Below are 20,191 nucleotides of genomic sequence, written 5' to 3' on the forward strand. Positions count from 1 at the left end.
CAGCAATTCATGGGTGGACAAAGACTCCAGGCCCTGGCAGCGGCAGCCACGGCGTAAACCCCGCAAAGAGGCAGCCGTAGGAGGAGCTATACTTGCTTGTCTCACAACTTGCTTTACCATTTCGCCCTATGATTCTCTCTCTCCCTACTATGCGCACCGTTGCGGGCGCGGCCCTCTTTGCCTTCACGCTGGTTGCCTGCGGCACGGGCAACAGCACCGGCGACACAAACGTGGAGCGCGGCGTAGATAAAAGCCACGACCCTACGGAAGTAAACCCCACTTCATCCGGTACTTCTACCACTGGCACCACCCAGGACACTACCCGTCGCCTCACGGGCAAGGAAATTTATGACCAGGCCGGTGAGGCCAAAGACCGTAATAACGATGGTATTGCCGATTAATGAAGCAAGCTCTTCATACAAAAAGCCCTTCCATAAGAAGCTATGGAAGGGCTTTTTGTATGAAGAGCTTCCGCTACTAGCGGTAAAACACGAAGCTATTGGCGCCTATGCCCACTGCAAACGAATCTATGGGGGTGCCGGTGCTCTGGTAGCGAATGAACTTAGTCGGCCCGCTGAAATTCTCCGGAGTACCGTATACCGTATTGTCGCGCGGATCCAGCCCCAGCCCATAAAAGCGGCGCCGGATGATGGGAGTAGCGGGCAAAGCGGCATCCGTGGTGTTCATGCGAAACACCGCCGTGCCGTTGCTGTAATACAGCGTAATACCACTAAAATCAATCATCAGCTTCTGAGGCCGCGCCTGGTTTGAGGCAAACAGGCGGCGGTTCTGCACCATTGGGTTCTGCGGGGCAAAGTCCACGAGCGAGCCAGCTGTGGTATGCTCATAGTCTATGGTGTAGTCGGGGTTATAAACCACCAAGCCACTGTTCAACACCCAAACCCGGCCGGCGCGGTCCTGCACCAGGCTGGTAGGCGAGTCGCCCACCGTCACCGTTGACTCCACAGCATCGGTGAGGGTATTGATGATGGTCAGCGTATTTTCCCCATTGTTGGCCACGTACAGCTTGCTGCCCACCAGCAGCATGGCTTCCGGCATGGTGCCCGTCGGAATAGTTTGTAGAATAGTGTTGGTTTTCAGGTCGATGACGGCCACGCGGCCCGCTACACCATAGTCTACCCATTCCGTTACATACCCCTTATCAGCCGTGGCTGCCACAAAATACCGTGGCAGCAGCAAGCCCGTAATAGTGGCAACCTGCTTTAAATCGGGCATGGAGACTACCTCCAGCTTGTTACTGTTATTCACCACAATGTAGCCGCGGCTGCCCACTACCGTCATAGACTGCGCTACATCTCCCAGCGGCCGGTTATTGGCCGTCTGAAAGCGGTTTACGTCCAGCATCTGGCGGTTGGTGCTGTTGAAGGTGCTGATACCGGCATTGGCTTTATTATAACTGCCTTCATTAAGAATGAAGACGTCAGCCAGGCGCGTAGGGTCAGGCGTGTCATTTTCCGGGTCGCAGGCCGTAAGGGCCGCCAGGCTGGTTAGGGCTAGGGCTGTGCGGATCAGGAATGCAGGAAAGCGGGGAGGAGTGAACATTGGGAAGATAGGTTAGGAAAAGCAGGGTTAGCGCCACGCCACCCGTAGGCTGAGCTGCCCATTGTGGGGCGGCATAGCCTGGGCCGCATAGCTGCGGTAGTGAGTATTTGTCAGATTATAGCCTTGGGCCAGCAGCGTAAGGGACCAGTTCTGCTGGGCCCTGAGCGTGTAACCCAGCGAGGTATTCAGTAGAAAGTAAGAGGGAAGAAACTCTTGGCTTCCGGAATCGGTGTAGCGGAATCCGGTGAAGGTGGTGGTGGTACCCAGTTGCCAGGCCCGCCAATTCTGGCTGGTAGTAAGGACCACGGTATGCTGGGGCACATAGGGGAGTTGCCGGTAGGTGGGGTCCACGTCGTCGGCGTAGCCCCGCACTTTCTCCGAGCGGGTGTATGCGTAGGCTGCCTGCGCCTGCAGCCGGTATTGGGTGGTTTTCCAGGTAAGCTGGGTACTGGCCTCCTGGCCCCAAACCCGCACGGTACGCAGATTGCGCGGCGCATAATAACCTCCATCCGCTGCCGGCAGCCATTGCACCCAGTTATCTATTACCTGCCGATACACGGTTACTTCTGATTGCACCCTCAGCCGGGGAGCGAGCTGCCAGGTATGCTGCAGCCCGCCTTCATAGCCAAAGCCCTGTTCCGGGAGTAGGTTGGGGTTGCCGCCCGGCCGCCAGTATCGCTCATTCAGTGTAGGTGCCCGGTAGCTGCGCGAGGCGGAGGCTTTTACTGTCAGTTGTTGATGAGTCCATACGCCCGCCTGCCATTCCGTGCCCAGCGTAGGAGCTAAGGGTGATTTTCGGCCCGGCAGTACTGCCTGGCGCAGGTTGGCCGTAAGATGGAGGCGGGAATGTGGGTCATAGCGCACCAGGGTGAAAGCGCTGAAGCGGTTTTCCTCCACCGGCCGGGCATAGCCGTCTACAACTGCTCCGAAATGCTGGACTTCGGCACCTACCTGAATGCTGGCCCTGGGGGCAATGGTAATGGTGTGCTGCCCTTGCAGCTGAGCCGTGCGCACCCGTGATTTGCTGCTAATACCAGTTGCCTGATAGTTCAGGATGTCTTCAAACCACGCTACCCGCACTACCGATTCCTGTCGGGCCGCTATGTGGCGGTAGCCAGTTAGAATACGGCGGCTTTGGTCCCGCTCCCGGGCGTGGTTGTTCCCTGCTCCTATAGCGGGCTGTATGGCACGATCCGTATCAGTCAGCCAGGCTGCCATCATCACCTCCCCACGCTGACCGGTACGCAGGGTTATATCATTGCTTAAACTCCACTGCGTAAAATCGGCGTTCTGCTGGCGGCGGGATACCATGCCCTGTAGCTCCGGCGAATTATAAGGGAAATCATTGCGGGCCGTGCGGGCTGACCCCGCTACCCGCACAGCAACCTGCTGGTTGCTAAAGCTGCCTTCTACGCTGGGTGCCCATAAGCTATAGCTACCATAATCCAGCTGGGCACTGGCTTGCAAGCCAGCACCCCACCGCACCGGGCTGGCCAGTAGTACGGTGCCACCCATAGCACCAGTGCCGTAGGTGGCCCCGGCCGGGCCATGCTGAACGGTTACCTGCGTTGCGCCCGTAGTGGGCAGGAGAGCAAAATCTGCTTCGCCTAACGTAGGTAGATTAATATTGAGCCCATTCCATAGCACGGCGGTATGCCGCGCCGAGGTGCCGCGCATAGTCATGGAGGCCAACTGGCCCGGCCCGTAATTCTTCAGGTAAATGGCTGTTTGTGCCCCTAGTGCTTCGGCCAGGGTCTGGCCCCGGTATTGGGCCAGAGCGGCAGAGTCCTGCACCTGCAGACGGCTGCCCACGGCAAACCGCTCCGGGCGGGTAGCTTCTACCCGAACCGCAGGCAAAAGCCGGGCAGTATCGGTAGGTTCTACTCCTGCGGGTAGCTGGGCAGAAGCGGGTAAAGGCAGAGCCCAGGCCGCCAGTACCAGCCATAAAATGTGAAAAGCACCGGTACGCATTCGATGAACCAAATTTTCAAAGCTGAAAATTCAGTTCAGAACTTCTAGGATAGCTGCCGAAAGCAGCGCGCCACGAAGCCGAGGCCGAAAACAGGGTAAAAGACTGCCCTTCCAGACAGCCACTGCATTCATTCTCCGCCCTTCCTCCGCAGGCGCTGAACTTGGGATGCGTAGGGGCAGGTCTCCTGGCTTGCTTCGGGCACGCCGCCTTCCCATCTCTCCGGTTTTTCCAGTGAAAAAACCTTCTGCGAAACAGTGGCCGGGGGATTGGCGTGCCTGGTTATATGAAGCGTACAGTTGCGGGGACAGCTTCGGATTTTAACCGAATTCCCTTTTCAGCCGCGCCCCACAATCGGGGTCTGGCCACCTCTACTGGGACAAAGGTAAAGCATTTAAGCTTTAACGGCGCAATAACCAACAGCAAGCGGGGTGGCTTACGTACAGGGCCTTTGTTCCTCCGTTGCTGATTGTTTCTTACATATGAAAATCCCCGCTTCCTTCTACCGCCGCCCTGATGTAGTACAGATTGCCCGCGAACTAATCGGCAAATATCTGTTTACGCGGTTTGATGGGGTGCTGACTGGCGGCCGCATTGTAGAAACAGAAGCCTATGCTCATATCAACGACCAGGCCTGCCACTCGCATATGGGCCGGTACACGGCCCGCACCCGCATTATGTATGAGGCCGGCGGCGTGGCCTATGCTTACTTAATTTATGGTCGCTACACCCTGTTTAATATCATTACCAATGAAGCCGGGAAAGCCGATGCCGTCCTGATTCGAGGGCTGGAACCACTGGTAGGCGTAGAGGAAATGCTACTCCGTAGAGGGCTAAGTGCGTCGGCTCGTAACCTCACCGGTGGCCCCGGGCTGCTTTCACAGGCGCTGGGTATCGGCACCAAGCATTACGGCACCGACTTATCTGGTCCGGATATCTGGCTGGAAGACAAAGGCGAACTAATTCCGCCTAATCAGCTTATTGCCTCCCCTCGCGTGGGTATTGACTATGCTGGTGAAGATGCCGCGCTGCCCTGGCGCTTTCGCCTGAAAGACAGCCCCTGGACCAGCCCGGCTAAGTAGGCATCCACTATAACTATCATCCTGACGCAGGCAGGACCTTATCACTCCAGCCAAAGTCGTTGTGGCGACAGTTGTTTTAGCATGATAAGGTCCTGGCTGCGTCAGGATGATAATTTTTGAAGCGCTATTCTCGCTTACAGCTTCTCACACACCAACACCATCAAACGGCCGCGCAAATCAGTAGTGGCAAAAAGATACAATTCTCCACCCTCCCGAATACCAGTGCGGTGGCGGAAATCAGCTACCGAGTCGGGGAAGTTGCGGGTCGTGACATGGGCCCGTAACTCCGGGCCTAAGTGGGCACGCAAGGCATCCCGGTCGTAGCGCTCAGCTGCCCGAATGCGGAAAATGCGGCCGGGGAAGTCGGCCCGGAGCGTATCGGACGTGTAGAGGTGGCTGTGCTGATGCAGCTTCAGCAACTCAAACGCCGTACCGATACTGCGGAACCCACCGGCCTTTAGAATGGCGCTGTTAGGCTCGTACAAATACTGCTGGGGCTCCGCGTAGCGCGGAATGGCGCGGGCCTCCCGGGCGCGGTTCAGGCGGAATTCCTGCTGGGTGCCGTCGCGGCGCAGGTTAACTGTAAAGCGCTCCGGATCAACGGCGGGCTTCTGCCCTAACTCATACAGTACCTCCTTACACTCATTATCCACCGCCACTACCCACAAGCGGCGTACATGTGCCAACTCTTCCAAAGCTTGCTCAATATCCAGCATGGGAGAGGTTTTCAGTAGCACCCGGTCGGCTTTATGCAGTAGCAGGGGCATGAGGCGCAGAATATCCGGCTCACAATCCTGCAGGCGGAAAATCTTGCGGGCGGCCGTATCCCGCCGGGCAGGGTCCAGATAAAGCCAGTCGAAGTGCTGCTCTGTATGCTTGAGAAAGGCAACGGCATCATCGGCGTGACACACCACATTATGAATGCCCAACTGTTGCAGATTATACTCCACCACCGCTACCAGCTCCGGGTTGCGCTCTACGTAATGGACTTCCTCTACCTGGCCGGCAAAAAAACTGCTGTCAACGCCAAAGCCCCCGGTCAGGTCGGCTAAGAGGGATGCACCACTCACCAGGCTGGCTTTAAACGCGGCCGTGCGGTCAGAAGAGGCTTGCTCTACAGAAAGAGCCGGTGGGAAAATTAAATCAGGGTTGGCGGCCCAGGCCGGGAGCTTGGTGCGCGCTTTCTGGCGGGCCTGTATCTGGCGTACCAGTTCTGGTACTGGCAAGCCCGGGTAGCGGCGGGCCTGCAAAGCCAGCTTGGCGGGGTCCTCGTGCAGGTGGTCGGCTACGTATTGACGCGCCGCTTCAGGCAGCGGATATTCCATAAATCAGGACTAACATACAGAAAAAAGCCCATCCTTATGCAGGACGGGCCCTTTTGAAACAGGGTTATATATCGTACGGCGTGCCTGTACTAGCGCACCGACCAGCGCAAGGCCAGCTGTGGATGTGTGCCCACCGCCGTAATGCCTACGCCACTGGGGGCAAGACGTTGCAAAGCGCCCGTACGGGCAGCCGGCTGACCAGCATTATAGGCTTCGATACTCCGCCGGAAATGCTCGTTGGTATTGCGGCTAATCAGCACATTGGCCAGTAAGCTGGCAGCAGCTACCCCAATGGCACCGCGCTGAGTTTGGCTGAAGTACTGCTTCTCATCTTTGGCCAATACCTGCTGGCTATACAGGCTCAATGATCCTAGAAATACCAACCGCTCGCCTAGATACAGCCATTTTTGCCGGCGGTAATGGTTAAGGTTTTTTAGTGCTTCCGGGTTATCAGCCACGTATGGGCGCAGCTTTTGTCCAAAAAAACCAGCATTCTGATATTCTTTGTCGCTGCCAGTAGCAAAGTAGAAGTTTTTCTGCGGGCCATTGAATCCTCGGTCCTGATCTTCCGGGCTCAACCGGATAACGGCAGGTGCCTGTTGTGCCCGGAGTGGGGCAGCAAACAGTACAAAAGCGAGAACAAATAGCAGATGTGCAAGCCGGTTCAGGCTAAGGCGTGGTAGGAGCATAATGCAAATCTAACGGTCTGCGCGACAATATATTGCCAGCTATGGATTAAAAAAATTTTATTTCCCGACTCAACAAAACGTCCAGTAGTTACGTTCTGTCCGCAAATCATTTTTTCACCCTGATTTGCCCCAACATGAAAACGACCTTCCAGCAGTTTCTCCGTCCCTTCCTGTTTTCCTCCCTGGCCTTAGCATCGGTATTAGCCAGCTGCAGTAATGATGATGAGGACACCGTAGCACCAGTGCCCAGTACCGGCCAGGCCCAGCTAATCCACGTGGCCCCTTACAATAAGGTCAAGTTCGATTTCTTGGTAAATGATAAGAAGCTGGTAGACGTAGACTATGGCAAAAGCACTGGTTATAAGACAGTAGATACCGGTAGCGCCACTATAAAAGTGAAGAACAGCACGTCTCAGGCCGACGTTTTACCTGGCTTCTCCCAATCTTTTGAGAAAGACAAGAGCTACTCGGTATTCATCTATAACCCCACTGCCTCTACCTTGGGTTCCCTAGTGACCACCGATGATCTGACCACGCCGGCGGCTGGTAAAGCCAATATCCGTTTCGTGAACACTGGTTTCGATGCTGGCGCCATTACCCTGACGGCCGTTGGGTCTACTCCCTTCTTTACGAATGTGGCTTACGGCACCGCAGTTGCCTTCTCTCCAGTTGATGCCAAAACCTATTCGCTGGAAGCGCGCAACTCCTTAGGCGTAACACTGGCTACCAAATCAAACGTGTCCTTCAGCGACGGCAAGAGCTATACGGTGGTTCTGCGGGGCCGCAACTCGCCAGCCGTACCAGCCGATGAGGCGCTTACGCTGGACGTCATTCAGAACAAATAACCCCCGCGTTATCCTGTACCATAACAAAGCCCGGCCAAGTTGGCCGGGCTTTGTTATGGTATTTAAGGCGCAACTTTTTGGCTACCTTTGCGGTTGATTCGCAAACATTTTCTGCATCATGGTAGAGACGACCTACGTTCCGTATAAAGTAAAAGACATGTCGCTGGCCGAGTGGGGCCGCAAAGAAATCCGTTTGGCTGAGGCAGAAATGCCGGGTCTGATGGCCCTGCGCGAGGAGTATGGCGCCAGCCAGCCGCTGAAAGGTGCCCGCATAGCCGGCTGCCTGCACATGACGATTCAAACAGCCGTGCTCATCGAGACGCTCATTGCGCTGGGTGCTGACGTAACGTGGTCGTCGTGCAATATCTTCTCCACCCAGGACCACGCTGCTGCTGCTATTGCGGCCGCTGGTATTCCGGTGTATGCCTGGAAAGGCATGAACGAGGAAGAGTTTAACTGGTGCATTGAGCAGACCCTATGGTTTGGCGAAGAGCGTCAGCCCCTGAACATGATTCTGGACGACGGCGGTGATCTGACCAATATGGTCCTGAATCAGTTCCCTGAGTTGGCTGCTGGCATCAAAGGCCTGTCGGAAGAAACCACCACGGGCGTACTGCGCCTGATGGACCGCGTGAAAGCCGGCACCTTGCCCATGCCCGCCATCAACGTAAACGACTCGGTTACCAAGTCGAAGTTTGATAACAAGTACGGTTGCAAAGAGTCGGCCGTGGACGCTATCCGCCGCGCTACCGATGTCATGATGGCCGGTAAAGTAGCAGTAGTAGCCGGTTACGGCGACGTAGGAAAAGGTACTGCCGCTTCGTTGCGTGGTGCCGGTGCCCGCGTTATCGTGACGGAAATTGACCCCATCTGCGCCCTGCAGGCTGCTATGGACGGTTATGCCGTGAAGAAAATGGCTGAAGCTATTCCTCAGGCGGATATCGTGGTAACTGCTACCGGTAACTGCGACATCATCACGGAAGAGCATTTCCGTGCTCTGAAGGACAAAGCCATTGTCTGCAACATCGGCCACTTCGACGATGAAATTGACATGGCTTGGTTGAACGGCAACTACGGCCACACCAAAGACACCGTGAAGCCCCAGGTAGACCTCTACACCATTGATGGCAAAGAGGTAATCATTCTGGCCGAAGGTCGTTTGGTGAACCTGGGCTGCGCTACCGGCCACCCTTCGTTCGTGATGTCAAACTCCTTCACCAACCAAACGCTGGCCCAGCTGGAGCTGTGGACCAACACGGCGGCTTACGAAAACAAAGTATACACCCTGCCCAAGCACCTCGATGAGAAGGTAGCCCGTCTGCACCTCGCCAAAATCGGCGTGGAGCTGGAAGAGCTGAAGCCTAAGCAGGCTGCTTATATCGGCGTAGAAGTGCAAGGCCCGTTCAAGTCGGATCTGTACCGCTACTAGGCCAAACGTTTAGCGTTATTTTTTTCGCCCGCCCGAAGCTTTTCGGGCGGGCTTTTTTTGAGCCGTTGGCGCCGTCCGGCGTAGCTCGGCCAGGTATGGCTTTACGTATTGATTCTGCGGAAAAAGCTTCAGCGTAAGCTCCCCGTAATACTGACACATCTGCCGGTCACTCATACTGTAGAAGCACTCGGTCAAATAGGCAAGAACCTGCTCCTGCAGCGGCGTGCCTTTATAATCTTCTTCAGGTGCGGCCAATAGAAACTGGGAAATACTGACTACTGCTTCAGGCCACTGCTGATTGTCCATATAGAGAGTGCTGAGCTTCCAGTAAGCTTCTGCAAACCATACGTCCACGTTCAGTGTCGAGTCATTTTGGGAGCCAGCCTCATCGAGCTGCGTAATGAGCCGCTTATATAGCGTATAGGCCTGGGGCTTGCTGTCGTCAAGCTTATACAAAGAGCGGGCTAGCTGATAGATTACAAACGGATTTTGAGGTTCCCGCTGGCCTGCCTCTTCCAAGGCTGCTGCCGCCGCCGCATATTGCCCTTTTTCATACGCTGCCTCAGAATCGATGAGCTGCAACCCATAGCGGACCGAGCGAATCATGGGTGCTTGATCAGCATGACCTATAGCATGACCAGCTTCTATTAAACTGCCGGCTTTGATAGTAGAATCAAATTCTACGTGAATAATATTAATTGTATTCAGGGTACGAGGCAGCGCTACCTGTGTATTGTGGAGGTAATATTTGCTCTGGGCAAAGCTTGCTGAGGAAAATAACAGAAAGGATACAACTAGGTAAAAGCTAAGACGCATTTTGAATTAGATATCAAGATGGAGAAGCAGAAGTTAGGCTACCTAAAAGGTAAATCTATTCTACTTGCCCGGTATTCCTGGCATATTTGTACTACGTATGCCCGCCGTTCCCCTCTCCGTCGTCATCATTACCTACAATGAAGAACGCAACATTGCCCGCTGCCTGGAGGCGTTGGGTGATGTTGCCGACGAGGTAATCGTAGTAGACAGCTTCTCCACTGACCGCACAGTCGACATCAGCCAGCAGTACGGGGCCCGCGTCTTTCAGCACGCTTTCGAGGGCTATGTGCAGCAAAAGAACTTCGCCACCGCCCAGGCGCAATATGACCACGTATTGCAGCTCGATGCCGACGAAGTCCTGACGGATGAGCTGCGCCAGAGCATCCACCAAGCCAAACAAAACTGGCAGGGAGCCGGCTACACGCTGGCCCGGCTCACCAACTACTGCGGCAGCTGGGTGCGCCACGGCGGCTGGTACCCCGACCGCAAACTGCGCCTCTACGACCGGCGCCTCGGCCAGTGGGAAGGCCTACTCCTGCATGAACGCTACGAAGTTCACACCGGTCAGTTAGTGGGTAGCCTCAACGGCGACCTGCTGCACTATTCTTACGACTCCGTAGAGCAGCATGTAGCCCAGCTCAACCGCTTCACTAGCATTGCCGCCGAGGAGCTGTGGTGGCGGGGCAAGCGCAGAGTAACCTTATTTCACTTGTTGCTAAAACCCATCTGGAAGTTCGGGCACGGATACTTTCTCCGTCTGGGTATGCTCGATGGTTTCGCGGGCCTCAGCATTGCTACCATCTCGGCCTGGGGTGTTTTCCTGAAATTTGCCAAGCTGCGTACCCGTCGGGCCACTACCGTATGAAGACATTCCTGGTCAGCCGCACCGATGCTATTGGCGACGTGGTACTCACGCTTCCTGTCTGCGGTCAGCTAAAAAAGATGTTTCCGGGCTGCCGCGTCGTGCTATTGGGTCGCACCTATACGCAGGCTATTGCGGCGGCCTGCCCTTGGATAGATGATTTTATTAATGTAGACGAACTGCGCCAACTCACGCCCGCTGCACAGGTAGTGGAATTGCAGGAGCAGCACGCCGATGCTTTCCTGCACATCTTCCCCGATAAACACTTAGCTGCGCTGGCTCGTCAGGCGCGTATTCCCATGCGCATTGGTACCCGCAACCGCTGGTTTCACTGGCTTACCTGTACTCACCGCGTAGCCCTAAGCCGGCGCCATTCACCTCTGCATGAGGCGCAGCTTAACTTAGCGTTATTACGGCCTCTGGGATATAGCGGTATTATGCCATTGGCTGACGTGGGGGAGTTAGTGAAGTTACATCCCACCGAGGCCCTAGCCCAGGAGTGGCAGCGCCTGTTGGCCCTGCGTCAATCCGGGCAGCTAAACGTTATTCTGCATCCGCGGAGCCGAGGTAGTGCCCGGGAGTGGGGGCTTTCTAATTTCGGCACCTTAGCACGGATGCTGCAGCAGGCTGGCCACCGCGTCTTTATCACCGGTACCAGCGCTGAAGGGGAGGAGCTGCGCCCTTGGCTAACCGAGCATGCTCCCTTCCTGGCAGGTGATATGACTGGAAAGCTGACTTTGCCGCAGCTACTGGCTTTCATTGCTGCTGCCGATGGTTTGGTAGCCAATAGCACCGGGCCGTTACATATGGCAGCAGCACTTGGCCGCCATGCGTTAGGATTATATCCATCCATCCGGCCCATGCATCCTGGCCGCTGGGCGCCCGTAGGCCCGCAGGCTGAGTTTCTGGTGTTTAATCAGCCTGATTGCCAGCAGTGCCGGAAGGAGCCAGCCGCGTGTAGTTGCCTGGCCGCTATTAATCCGGTGGAAGTGCTAAATCGTATTAACGTATGGGAATCTTTGCCGCCTGCTGGTTTCTGACCAGCCCTCTACGTTCTTTGCGGCTCCCATGGCCTTCTTACCTCTTCCTTCCATTCGGCAACTCTACTACAGTGGGCGCCTGTCGCAGTACCTGCTGTTGCTGGCGTGCGTTGCGGGGGTGATAGGTCTATTGATGGCCCGGGCCTTGATTGCTCTGAGTCCGGTGGTCGGGGTATTAGCGACAGTTGCTCAACCAAATTTGCGCCGACAGCTTGCCTGCTGGCTACGGCTTCGTACCGTCTGGTTTCCGGCGCTGCTGTATCTGTTTTTGCTGATGAGCGGCCTATACACCTCGGAATGGAGTGTCTGGCGGCATGAGCTTTTTCGACAGTTGCCGCTTCTCGTTGTACCCTATGCTTTTGGGGTTGCGGTTCCACTTACTGCCCGCCAGCGGCTAGGTGTAGGTAGCATTTTTGTGTTGGGCGTATCCGGTTTAGGTATAGCTACGCTAGGCGAATACCTGATGAATGCCCCGCAGGCCAATGAGGCTTTTGGTTTGGGGCAGAGTATGCCATCGGTTACGGGCGTATTCCATATTCATTTCAGTATTATGCTGGCACTGGCGGTGTTTATCGGAATGCTGCTATCCCGGGAAACGCTGACCAGTTCGCCGCTACGCTGGTTACTAAGGGCCGCCAGTATAGCCGCTTTACTTGTGCTGCACGTGCTGGCCTATCGTACGGGGCTGCTGGTGTTCTACGTTACCTTACTGCTCGACATAGTCCTGCTACTGGTAACGCGGCGGAAGTGGCGGCTAGGGTTGATCTTAGGTGGGCTGCTACTGCTATTGCCTTGGACGGCCCTGCAGACGCTGGAGTCAGCGCGGCAGCGGCTGGAGGTCACGCGCTACGATTTAGAACAGTTTTCTTCGGGGGGAGATATCAACAATTACTCCCTCTCCAAACGCCTGGCGGCCTGGCAAACGGCCAATATTGTCTTTCAGGCACATCCGCTCGTGGGCGTGGCCCCGGCTGATGTGCGGGCCGCTATGATGCAACAATACGCCTGGCAAAGCTTTGGGCTCACCCGGGCCAATTGGGTAATGGTGCACAATCAATACCTGCATTATCTGGTAGGCGGAGGGCTGCTTCAGCTGGGGTTATGGCTATTGGTTTTGCTGGGCCCACTGGCACAACCGGCACAGCGCCGAAATCCATATGTTGTGCACAGTATCTGCGTGTTAGGGGTAGCTATGTTGACGGATTCTCTGTTGGAATTGCAAATAGGATTTAATCTATTCGTCTTTCTCTATGGTTTTCTCGTAGTGTCCACCGAACGACAAACTGCTGCTGAAGTGTGTAACACCCCTGGGAGCGGTACGGTATAATAGCTACATTTAGCCACCGGCTGCCCTAAAGGCAGTGGTGGTATCCGAAATTTTCTGCGCCCATGAGCGATTCTCCCGAACGGGTTTCTAAGCTGAGTAAGGAAGAGAAAGACCGCCGCTTTCAAGCGGAATTAATGCCGGTTATCGATTCCCTGTACAATTTTGCCTACCGTCTTACCCTGGACGAGGACGATGCCAACGACCTCGTCCAGGAGACCTATTTGAAGGCATATAGGTTTTTTGAATATTTTGAGCCGGGAACCAACGCCAAAGCGTGGCTGTTCCGCATCTTGAAAAACTCATTCATCAACGACTTCCGAAAGAAGAGTAAACAACCCGCCAAGGTCGACTACAGCGAAATTGAAGGGTACTATAATTCGGAGGATGTAGAGGCTGAGGGCGACGCGGGAAGTACCTCGTCCGATATGCGGCAGCAAGCCGTGCGTGACCTCATCGGCGACGAAGTGGCACGTGCACTCAACTCGCTACCGGTGGATTTTCGCACCGTCATTATCCTCTGTGACCTGGAAGGGTTTACTTATGAGGAAATGGCCAAAGTGCTGGATATCCCTATTGGTACGGTTCGTTCACGCCTCCATCGGGCTCGGAACTTTCTGAAGGAGAAACTTGAGAAATACGCCAAGTCCATGGGCTACGGCAACGACGAAGACGCCGACACTGATATCCACGATTCTGACGAAGACCACGACTAACACTCCAGCCGCATTAGTATGGAAACTACATCTACAAAAATCAACCAACCGGCCGCCGCTGCTCCTGAGTCCGGCGCTGACTGTGAGCGTGTGAATACAATTCTCGACCAGATTATCGTAGGGCAAGCGCCTACAGCAGAAGACGAAGAATACTTTGTTAGCCATGCTGAGGATTGCTCGCCGTGCTTCGATACCATTGATAAACAGCGCATTTTCGTCGACTTCCTGTCCCAGCATGTAGGCCGTAAAGGAGCTCCTGCTGTGTTGTCGCAAACAATTCTTCAGCGCTTACAAGCAGAAATGGCCTAATTTTGCCCGATGCAGGGTAAAATCATCGCCTTTTCGGCTCCCTCCGGCGCCGGCAAGACCACTATTGTGCACCGGATGCTCGAGCGTATCCCGGAGCTAAGTTTCTCGATTTCAGCGTGCACGCGCGACCGTCGCGGGCGTAGCGAAGCCAACGGGAAAGACTACTATTTCATTTCCGTACAGGAGTTCCAGGAGAAAATCCGGCAGGATGCTTTTGTGGAATGGGAAGAAGTCTACGAAGGGGCTTTCTACGGCACCCTCAAATCCGAGATTGAACGCATCTGGGAAAGCGGCAAGCATGCCGTGCTGGATGTGGACGTGAAAGGTGGCCTCAGCATCAAGGAATTTTACAAAGACCGGGCACTGGCCATTTTTGTCAAGCCCCCTTCTCTGGAGGTTTTAGAACACCGCCTGCGGGCCCGTGCCACCGACTCCGCCTCCAGTATCTCCTCCCGTCTTTACAAAGCCAACTTCGAGTTGACCTTTGAAGACCGCTTCGATGAAGTGGTCGTAAACGATGACTTAGATGAGGCTACCGCACAAGCTGAAAAGCTGGTGCGTGATTTTATTACCGCTGAATCTGCCATTCTGTGAGTGCCCCCAAAGTGGGGTTGCTATTCGGCTCGTTCAATCCCCTGCATACCGGCCACCTCATTCTGGCCCATTTCATGGCTACCCACACCGATTTGGATGCGGTGTGGCTGGTGGTTTCGCCGCAAAGCCCATTCAAAGTAGGGCAGGATCTGCTGCCAGAGAAAGTGCGCTTTGAGTTAGTACAAGCTGCCATTGCCGATAACGACCGGCTCAAAGCCCTGGATATTGAATTTGGTATGGCCCTGCCCAACTATACCATTGTTACGCTGGATGCCCTGCACCAGCAATATCCCACCCACCGCTTTGTCCTGCTGATGGGCGAGGACAACCTGCCGGGTCTGCCTCGCTGGAAAGATGCCCACCGCATCCTGGCCGAATACGAAGTGTATGTGTATCCGCGTCCGGGTGTTGATGCATCTGAGGTCAACACCCACCCGGGTGTGCGCGTAGTAGATGCTCCACTGCTGGATATCTCCGCCACCTTTATCCGGGACTGTGTACGGGCCGGTAAATCCATCCGGTATCTAGTACCGGCAGCGGTTGAAAATCGAATTAATACGGAAGGATATTGGCGCTCTTAATCACCTTGAAGGAGCCGTACGTATAAAAAAGCCCCGGTGAAGGATCCTTCACCGGGGCTTTTTTATGTTTTAGAAGCGCTTAAATCGTCATGATTTCGGCTTCCTTCTTGCTCACCAAGTCATCTACCTTCACAATGAAGGTGTCCGTGAACTTCTGCACTTTGGCTTCCGCATCTTTAATAGAGTCTTCCGAAGCGCCATCTTTCAGCAGCTTGCGCAAGGCTTCATTAACATCTTTACGGATGGCCCGGATGCGTACTTTGCCGCTCTCCGATTCGTTTTTTACCTGCTTTACCAATTCCCGGCGACGTTCCTCCGTCATGGCCGGAATGTTCAGGCGTACGCCTTCCGCATCTGACTGTGGGTTCAGGCCCAGGTCACTGTTCTTGATGGCCTTTACAATCTCGCCCACCATGTTCTTTTCCCAAGGCTTAATAAAAAGCGTGCGGGCATCAGGCGTAGCAATGTTGGCTACCTGGCTAAGGGGGGTAGGAGTACCATAATAATCTACACGCAGGCCGTCAAGCATTGCCGGGCTGGCTTTGCCGGCCCGGATGCGGCCTAGCTCAACGCCCGTATGCTGCAGGGCCTTGCCCATTGATTCTTCCGCGTCGCTCAGGTAAAACTGGATTTCTTCGTCCATTGGTTAGGGTGAATTAGAAATTAAGAATTAAAAATCAGGAATGAAGCCGCTGGTTAAACCCTGGCAGGGCTAGCTCTGCGGCGTATTGCATTCTTAACTTTTAATTGATTCAGGCTTGCTCGGTTGAGGTAGTGGTTTCAATAGTAGACTGCAGGTTGCTTTCCTGCGTGGCCTCATCAGCCTCCGGTTGGGTTCCATTCATCGTGACCAAAGTACCAACCGTTTCGCCATCAATGAGGCGCTGCAGGTTGCCGGTTTTGTTCATGTCGAACACAATGATGGGTAAATTATTTTCCTTGCACAGGGTAAAGGCCGTCATGTCCATCACATTCAGGTTCTTTTCCATAACCTCATCAAAGGTAATCTGTGGATAGCGAGTAGCCGTTGGATCTTTCTCCGGGTCGGCGGTATAAATACCATCTACGCGGGTTCCTTTCAGGACTACGTCAGCATCCATCTCAATGGCGCGCAAAGAAGCAGCCGAGTCAGTAGTAAAGTAGGGGGAGCCGATACCAGCGCCAAAAATAACCACGCGGCCCTTTTCCAAGTGCCGTAGCGCCCGACGACGAATATAGGGCTCACACACCCGCTGAATGGTCACGCCCGAGAGCAAGCGGGTATTAACATCCAGTTTTTCCAGGGCACTTTGTAGGGCCATAGAGTTGATGACCGTTGCCAGCATACCCATATAGTCTCCCTGTACCCGGTCCAGCCCGAAGGCTTCTGCCTGCACACCCCGGAAAATGTTGCCACCGCCAATCACCACCGCAATCTGGGTGCCCGTCTCGGTGGCCGTCTTGATTTCCTTGGCATACTGCATCAGGCGCTCGGCATCAATGCCATACTGTTGAGCACCCATGAGCGCTTCGCCACTGAGCTTGAGCAGAATTCGTTTGTACTTCAAAACGCGAAATTTTAGCGTGAGGGAGGAATATTAGAAGCGAAAGCCTTAAAAAAGCGTTGGAGAGTTAGCTGAACTGAATCAGTACCTGTCCTTTGGTCACATTGTCGCGCAGAGAAACTTTGATGGCACTTACCACACCATCGCCCGGCGACTTAAGAATATTTTCCATTTTCATGGCTTCCAAAACCAGTAAAGGGTCGCCCTTCTGCACGGTTTGGCCGGCGGCCACGCGGATGTCTACGATCAAGCCGGGCATTGGGGCCTTCAACTCGTTAATTTTGTGCGCGGCCACATCACTCATGCCTAGTTTTTCCAGGAGCAGATCAAAGCGGTCCTTGGCATTGATATCGATGATATGCCCGTTCAGCTTTAGCTGAATAGTTTTGGTAGCCCGCTCTACACTTACAACCTCAGCAGAGAAAGAGCGTCCCTCGTGCAGGATATGGTAACGCCCGTTGCCCAGCGGGGCCAGGTCCCAGATAAACGGCTCGCCATTCACTATAATGGCATCGGGTTGATATTCGACTTCCCAAACCTGGTTGGACCCGGTGTTTACCTGGAGCATTCTATCAAAGTTACGTTGGGCGGAAAAGGGCTTAAAGATAGGCCAAATCTCAAACTTATTTCGGAAATTGAGCCACAATACCCTATTGCCACTTGCATGAAATACCCGTTTATCGGTGCCCTTAGTTTGGTGCTGGCGTTGCCTCTGTTTGCACCTGCTCAGAGCGTTAAGCCAGATAAAAGTACTCCAGCTAAGTCATCCCGCAAGAAGCCCCAAGCCACTACGGATCCTTCCTCCTCCGATGCGGCTTCCTCCACTATCGTCGTTCCTTCGTGGCTGCCTAATACCACTCCTGAGCATCCTACCGCTACTGTTCTGACGGATGTGCTGCATACGCGGCTGGACGTACGTTTCGATTGGAGTAAGCAGCAATTGATTGGTACGGCCACGCTTTCAGTGCGGCCCCATTTCTATCCGCAAAGCCAGCTGGTACTCGATGCAAAAGGCTTTGATATACGCAGCATACGGCTGATATCAGTGGCCAATGGCAAGGAAAAGGAGAAGGCGCTGACCTACAGCTACGACAAGCGCAAGCTTACCGTTAATCTGGATCGGACTTATGCCCGCACCGAGGCTTACCAGGTGCGCGTGAATTATGTAGCGAAACCCAATGAGCTGGCTAGCGGCGGCAGCGAGGCTATTACCAGCAACAAAGGTTTATTCTTTATTAACCCGCTGGGGGCAGAAAAGAATAAGCCCCGGCAGATCTGGACGCAGGGCGAGACGGAGAATAACTCCGCCTGGTTCCCCACCATCGACAAGCCTAACCAGCGGATGACGCAGGAAATTGCCATGACGGTAGATGCGCAGTACAAAACCTTGTCTAACGGCCTGCTTGTTTCCTCCAAGAAGAACTCGGACGGAACTCGCACGGATGTGTGGAAGCAAAGCCTGCCGGCCGCGCCTTATCTCACTATGATGGCCGTAGGCGACTTTGCGGTGGTTAGTGAGTCCTGGCACGGAAAAGCCGTGGATTATTATGTAGAGCCCAAATTCCAGCAAACGGCAAAGGCGGTGTTCGGCAATACCCCCGAAATGCTGGAGTTCTTTTCCAAAAAGCTGGGTGTAGAATATCCCTGGGAGAAGTATGCCCAAGTAGCCGTGCGTGACTATGTATCCGGTGCTATGGAAAACACCTCGGCTACTATTCACGGCGAAGGAATTCAGGCTACCCGGCGGGAGTTGCTGGATAAAAACTCGGATTGGGTGATTGCCCACGAGCTGTTTCACCACTGGTTTGGCAATTATGTTACCTGTGAGTCTTGGTCTAACTTGCCGCTGAACGAGTCCTTCGCGGATTATTCAGAGTACCTCTGGGCAGAATATAAATATGGAGCCGATGCCGCCGCGCTGGTACAGCAAACAGCGGCAGAGTTATACTTCCAAGAAGCAGAAGATAAGCGGGTACCCTTGATCCGGTATAACTACGCCAATCGGGAGGACATGCTGGACCGTCATTCCTACCAAAAAGGGGGACGCGTGCTACACATGCTGCGCAAATACGTTGGCGATGATGCCTTCTTCGCAGCGCTGAACTTGTATCTGACGCGTAATAAGCTCTCCGCCGTTGAAATTGATGAGCTTCGGCTGGCTTTTGAAGATGTGACCGGAGAAGACCTACACTGGTTCTTTAACCAGTGGTTTATGCAGCGTGGCCACCCGGAGTTGCGCGTAACGCATAGTTACAATAATAGCCAAGTGCTGCTGCATGTGCAGCAACAGCAGGACTCTACTTTCACACCCATCTTCCGGTTGCCCGTTACAGTTACTACTTGGGTAAACAACCAACCTACGGAGCACCAGCTGACCATTACCAAAGCCGACCAGACGTTTGTTCTGCCGGTTACGCAGCGCCCCAGCCTAGTAAAGTTTGATGATCAGGCCCAGCTACTGGCCAAGATAGAAGAGGAGCGGAGCCAGGATGAGTTGCTCTATCAGTTCTACCATGCCCGTAACTACCTGCAGAAATACGAGGCCATTCAGGAACTGCGCCCGAAGGTTGGCGACCTGGTGGTATCGGGAATGCTACGCACGGCGCTCAATGATAATTTCTGGGCCGTGCGAACGGCGGCGCTCAGCGCATTCCGGAAGTACAAAGGCCCGGAAGGCGGGGCTATTCGCAATGAGATTCAGCGGGCCGCTACCACAGATAAGCGTAGTGAAGTACGCGCGGCTGCTCTTGCTACGCTGGCCTCTTTTCCCAACGAAGACTTTGGCTCTATCTATGAAGCAGGGCTTAATGACAGTTCATATGTAGTAGTTACTGCTGCAATCAATGCCCTGACGAAAGCACCCACGGCCAAAACGGCGGAACGTATTGCTAAGCTGCAGGAAACGCCCAATACCGGTGTTATTAATGCCTTGGGCGGATTCTATGTCTTAAATGGCAAAGTAGATCAGTATGACTGGTACCTGCGCCACGTAGAAACACTGGGCGACACCGATCTGTATACCTTCCTGCCTAACTTTGGTCTGTTTATGCAACGCATGCCGCCAATTGAGCGGGAGAAAGGTTTAAAAAAGCTGGAAACCTTGGCGCGCAATAATCCTTCGCCTTACGTGCGTCTGGGAGCCTATAAAGGGTTAGCAGCAGTATCGGAACGGAGTCCGGAGCTAAAAACAGTATTACAAGACATTCGAGCCAAGGAAAAAGATGAGGGGCTGAAAGGAATGTATAATCTGCTTTAATGTGTTAAGGTGACGAAAGACAACAGGCACTATGAAAATTTTCTAGTGCCTGTTGTCTTTTCAACCCCCTGAGAGGTAAATACCTACTACTGGTTAATACGGGAGGAAGGAAAAAATATTAGGATGATTTAGGGCTAGCGCTTGACTTGCATCATAAACCCGTTAATTTTGCAACTCCTTTAGCAACCCACCCACTTCTGGAGAAGGTTATTAAAGTAAAGGTTCTCTGCAATCGGCTGAGAAAAAT

20 protein-coding genes and 1 riboswitch are annotated in these 20,191 nt (G+C 54.1%); of the genes, 12 read left to right on the plus strand and 8 right to left on the minus strand.

Annotated features, from left to right (window positions below):
• The first annotated feature begins 128 nt into the window (after positions 1 to 128).
• A complete protein-coding gene (locus Q4G72_RS04430; protein WP_303310224.1) occupies positions 129 to 401 on the plus strand; it encodes a hypothetical protein in 273 nt (90 codons plus the stop codon).
• A gap of 76 nt (positions 402 to 477) precedes the next feature.
• Here Q4G72_RS04430 and Q4G72_RS04435 read toward each other — a convergent pair whose 3' ends face one another.
• Both Q4G72_RS04435 and Q4G72_RS04440 read right to left on the minus strand, forming a co-directional pair.
• Positions 478 to 1,563: a YncE family protein gene (locus tag Q4G72_RS04435; protein ID WP_303310225.1), complete on the minus strand. Its 1,086-nt coding sequence runs from the start codon at positions 1,561 to 1,563 to the stop codon at positions 478 to 480.
• Between the two features lie 27 nt (positions 1,564 to 1,590).
• Positions 1,591 to 3,534: a TonB-dependent receptor gene (locus Q4G72_RS04440; RefSeq protein WP_303310226.1), complete on the minus strand. Its 1,944-nt coding sequence runs from the start codon at positions 3,532 to 3,534 to the stop codon at positions 1,591 to 1,593.
• A gap of 158 nt (positions 3,535 to 3,692) precedes the next feature.
• A riboswitch (cobalamin riboswitch) is annotated at positions 3,693 to 3,920 on the minus strand.
• Positions 3,921 to 4,014: 94 nt separating this feature from the next.
• On the opposite strand from Q4G72_RS04440, the gene Q4G72_RS04445 reads away from it, so the two are divergent.
• Positions 4,015 to 4,614, plus strand: a complete 600-nt coding sequence (locus tag Q4G72_RS04445; protein WP_303310227.1) for a DNA-3-methyladenine glycosylase — start codon at positions 4,015 to 4,017, stop codon at positions 4,612 to 4,614.
• Positions 4,615 to 4,748: 134 nt separating this feature from the next.
• On the opposite strand, the gene Q4G72_RS04450 is transcribed toward Q4G72_RS04445, so the two are convergent.
• Together Q4G72_RS04450 and Q4G72_RS04455 are read right to left on the minus strand one after the other, a co-directional pair.
• The gene (locus Q4G72_RS04450; RefSeq protein ID WP_303310228.1) at positions 4,749 to 5,939 is read right to left on the minus strand and encodes a class I SAM-dependent methyltransferase; all 1,191 of its coding nucleotides are present in this window, start codon (positions 5,937 to 5,939) and stop codon (positions 4,749 to 4,751) included.
• Positions 5,940 to 6,028: 89 nt separating this feature from the next.
• Positions 6,029 to 6,628 carry a hypothetical protein gene (locus Q4G72_RS04455; RefSeq protein ID WP_303310229.1) on the minus strand — a complete coding sequence of 200 codons (600 nt, stop codon included), beginning with the start codon at positions 6,626 to 6,628 and terminating at the stop codon, positions 6,029 to 6,031.
• 134 nt (positions 6,629 to 6,762) lie between these two features.
• Between Q4G72_RS04455 and Q4G72_RS04460 the strand changes: the two genes are divergently transcribed.
• Both Q4G72_RS04460 and ahcY read left to right on the plus strand, forming a co-directional pair.
• Complete coding sequence (locus tag Q4G72_RS04460) at positions 6,763 to 7,473, plus strand: DUF4397 domain-containing protein (RefSeq protein WP_303310230.1); 711 nt, start codon at positions 6,763 to 6,765, stop codon at positions 7,471 to 7,473.
• 118 nt (positions 7,474 to 7,591) lie between these two features.
• Positions 7,592 to 8,902, plus strand: coding sequence for an adenosylhomocysteinase (ahcY, locus tag Q4G72_RS04465; protein ID WP_303310231.1), 1,311 nt, complete (start codon positions 7,592 to 7,594; stop codon positions 8,900 to 8,902).
• Positions 8,903 to 8,917: 15 nt separating this feature from the next.
• On the opposite strand, the gene Q4G72_RS04470 is transcribed toward ahcY, so the two are convergent.
• The gene (locus Q4G72_RS04470) at positions 8,918 to 9,508 is read right to left on the minus strand and encodes a tetratricopeptide repeat protein (protein WP_303310232.1); all 591 of its coding nucleotides are present in this window, start codon (positions 9,506 to 9,508) and stop codon (positions 8,918 to 8,920) included.
• A gap of 307 nt (positions 9,509 to 9,815) precedes the next feature.
• Here Q4G72_RS04470 and Q4G72_RS04475 point away from each other — a divergent pair, with 307 nt between their 5' ends.
• The 7 genes from Q4G72_RS04475 (at position 9,816) to nadD (ending at position 15,144) form a co-directional block, all read left to right on the plus strand.
• Positions 9,816 to 10,583 carry a glycosyltransferase family 2 protein gene (locus tag Q4G72_RS04475; protein WP_303310233.1) on the plus strand — a complete coding sequence of 256 codons (768 nt, stop codon included), beginning with the start codon at positions 9,816 to 9,818 and terminating at the stop codon, positions 10,581 to 10,583.
• Positions 10,580 to 11,620 (plus strand): glycosyltransferase family 9 protein, encoded by a 1,041-nt coding sequence (locus Q4G72_RS04480; protein ID WP_303310234.1) that lies wholly within the window; start codon positions 10,580 to 10,582, stop codon positions 11,618 to 11,620. The genes Q4G72_RS04475 and Q4G72_RS04480 overlap by 4 nt, the downstream gene beginning before the upstream one ends.
• Positions 11,621 to 11,648: 28 nt before the next feature.
• Positions 11,649 to 12,947 (plus strand): O-antigen ligase family protein, encoded by a 1,299-nt coding sequence (locus tag Q4G72_RS04485; RefSeq protein WP_303310235.1) that lies wholly within the window; start codon positions 11,649 to 11,651, stop codon positions 12,945 to 12,947.
• Positions 12,948 to 13,009: 62 nt separating this feature from the next.
• A complete protein-coding gene (locus Q4G72_RS04490; RefSeq protein ID WP_303310236.1) occupies positions 13,010 to 13,660 on the plus strand; it encodes a sigma-70 family RNA polymerase sigma factor in 651 nt (216 codons plus the stop codon).
• 18 nt (positions 13,661 to 13,678) lie between these two features.
• A complete protein-coding gene (locus Q4G72_RS04495; RefSeq protein WP_303310237.1) occupies positions 13,679 to 13,969 on the plus strand; it encodes a hypothetical protein in 291 nt (96 codons plus the stop codon).
• Positions 13,970 to 13,978: 9 nt separating this feature from the next.
• Positions 13,979 to 14,563, plus strand: a complete 585-nt coding sequence (gmk, locus tag Q4G72_RS04500) for a guanylate kinase (RefSeq protein ID WP_303310238.1) — start codon at positions 13,979 to 13,981, stop codon at positions 14,561 to 14,563.
• Positions 14,560 to 15,144 carry a nicotinate (nicotinamide) nucleotide adenylyltransferase gene (gene nadD / locus Q4G72_RS04505; protein WP_303310239.1) on the plus strand — a complete coding sequence of 195 codons (585 nt, stop codon included), beginning with the start codon at positions 14,560 to 14,562 and terminating at the stop codon, positions 15,142 to 15,144. The genes gmk and nadD overlap by 4 nt, the downstream gene beginning before the upstream one ends.
• Positions 15,145 to 15,223: 79 nt before the next feature.
• Here nadD and frr read toward each other — a convergent pair whose 3' ends face one another.
• The 3 genes from frr to Q4G72_RS04520 form a co-directional block, all read right to left on the minus strand.
• A complete protein-coding gene (frr, locus tag Q4G72_RS04510) occupies positions 15,224 to 15,787 on the minus strand; it encodes a ribosome recycling factor (RefSeq protein WP_303310240.1) in 564 nt (187 codons plus the stop codon).
• A gap of 109 nt (positions 15,788 to 15,896) precedes the next feature.
• The gene (gene pyrH, locus Q4G72_RS04515; protein ID WP_303310241.1) at positions 15,897 to 16,691 is read right to left on the minus strand and encodes a UMP kinase; all 795 of its coding nucleotides are present in this window, start codon (positions 16,689 to 16,691) and stop codon (positions 15,897 to 15,899) included.
• Between the two features lie 64 nt (positions 16,692 to 16,755).
• Positions 16,756 to 17,256, minus strand: coding sequence for an acyl-CoA carboxylase biotin carboxyl carrier protein subunit (locus tag Q4G72_RS04520; protein ID WP_303310242.1), 501 nt, complete (start codon positions 17,254 to 17,256; stop codon positions 16,756 to 16,758).
• Positions 17,257 to 17,352: 96 nt separating this feature from the next.
• Between Q4G72_RS04520 and Q4G72_RS04525 the strand changes: the two genes are divergently transcribed.
• Positions 17,353 to 19,944, plus strand: a complete 2,592-nt coding sequence (locus Q4G72_RS04525; RefSeq protein WP_303310243.1) for a M1 family metallopeptidase — start codon at positions 17,353 to 17,355, stop codon at positions 19,942 to 19,944.
• Positions 19,945 to 20,191: the final 247 nt, after the last annotated feature.

The organism is Hymenobacter sp. BT730, from assembly GCF_030542105.1.
Lineage (GTDB): Bacteria > Bacteroidota > Bacteroidia > Cytophagales > Hymenobacteraceae > Hymenobacter.

Bases quoted from the DNA above. Each gene is read 5' to 3' on its own strand.
- Q4G72_RS04430 (WP_303310224.1), top strand. From the start codon at position 129: ATGATTCTCTCTCTCCCTACTATGCGCACCGTTGCGGGCGCGGCCCTC.
- Q4G72_RS04435 (WP_303310225.1), bottom strand. From the start codon at position 1,563: ATGTTCACTCCTCCCCGCTTTCCTGCATTCCTGATCCGCACAGCCCTA.
- Q4G72_RS04440 (WP_303310226.1), bottom strand. From the start codon at position 3,534: ATGCGTACCGGTGCTTTTCACATTTTATGGCTGGTACTGGCGGCCTGG.
- Q4G72_RS04445 (WP_303310227.1), top strand. From the start codon at position 4,015: ATGAAAATCCCCGCTTCCTTCTACCGCCGCCCTGATGTAGTACAGATT.
- Q4G72_RS04450 (WP_303310228.1), bottom strand. From the start codon at position 5,939: ATGGAATATCCGCTGCCTGAAGCGGCGCGTCAATACGTAGCCGACCAC.
- Q4G72_RS04455 (WP_303310229.1), bottom strand. From the start codon at position 6,628: ATGCTCCTACCACGCCTTAGCCTGAACCGGCTTGCACATCTGCTATTT.
- Q4G72_RS04460 (WP_303310230.1), top strand. From the start codon at position 6,763: ATGAAAACGACCTTCCAGCAGTTTCTCCGTCCCTTCCTGTTTTCCTCC.
- ahcY (WP_303310231.1), top strand. From the start codon at position 7,592: ATGGTAGAGACGACCTACGTTCCGTATAAAGTAAAAGACATGTCGCTG.
- Q4G72_RS04470 (WP_303310232.1), bottom strand. From the start codon at position 9,508: ATGATTCGCTCGGTCCGCTATGGGTTGCAGCTCATCGATTCTGAGGCA.
- Q4G72_RS04475 (WP_303310233.1), top strand. From the start codon at position 9,816: ATGCCCGCCGTTCCCCTCTCCGTCGTCATCATTACCTACAATGAAGAA.
- Q4G72_RS04480 (WP_303310234.1), top strand. From the start codon at position 10,580: ATGAAGACATTCCTGGTCAGCCGCACCGATGCTATTGGCGACGTGGTA.
- Q4G72_RS04485 (WP_303310235.1), top strand. From the start codon at position 11,649: ATGGCCTTCTTACCTCTTCCTTCCATTCGGCAACTCTACTACAGTGGG.
- Q4G72_RS04490 (WP_303310236.1), top strand. From the start codon at position 13,010: ATGAGCGATTCTCCCGAACGGGTTTCTAAGCTGAGTAAGGAAGAGAAA.
- Q4G72_RS04495 (WP_303310237.1), top strand. From the start codon at position 13,679: ATGGAAACTACATCTACAAAAATCAACCAACCGGCCGCCGCTGCTCCT.
- gmk (WP_303310238.1), top strand. From the start codon at position 13,979: ATGCAGGGTAAAATCATCGCCTTTTCGGCTCCCTCCGGCGCCGGCAAG.
- frr (WP_303310240.1), bottom strand. From the start codon at position 15,787: ATGGACGAAGAAATCCAGTTTTACCTGAGCGACGCGGAAGAATCAATG.
- Q4G72_RS04520 (WP_303310242.1), bottom strand. From the start codon at position 17,256: ATGCTCCAGGTAAACACCGGGTCCAACCAGGTTTGGGAAGTCGAATAT.
- Q4G72_RS04525 (WP_303310243.1), top strand. From the start codon at position 17,353: ATGAAATACCCGTTTATCGGTGCCCTTAGTTTGGTGCTGGCGTTGCCT.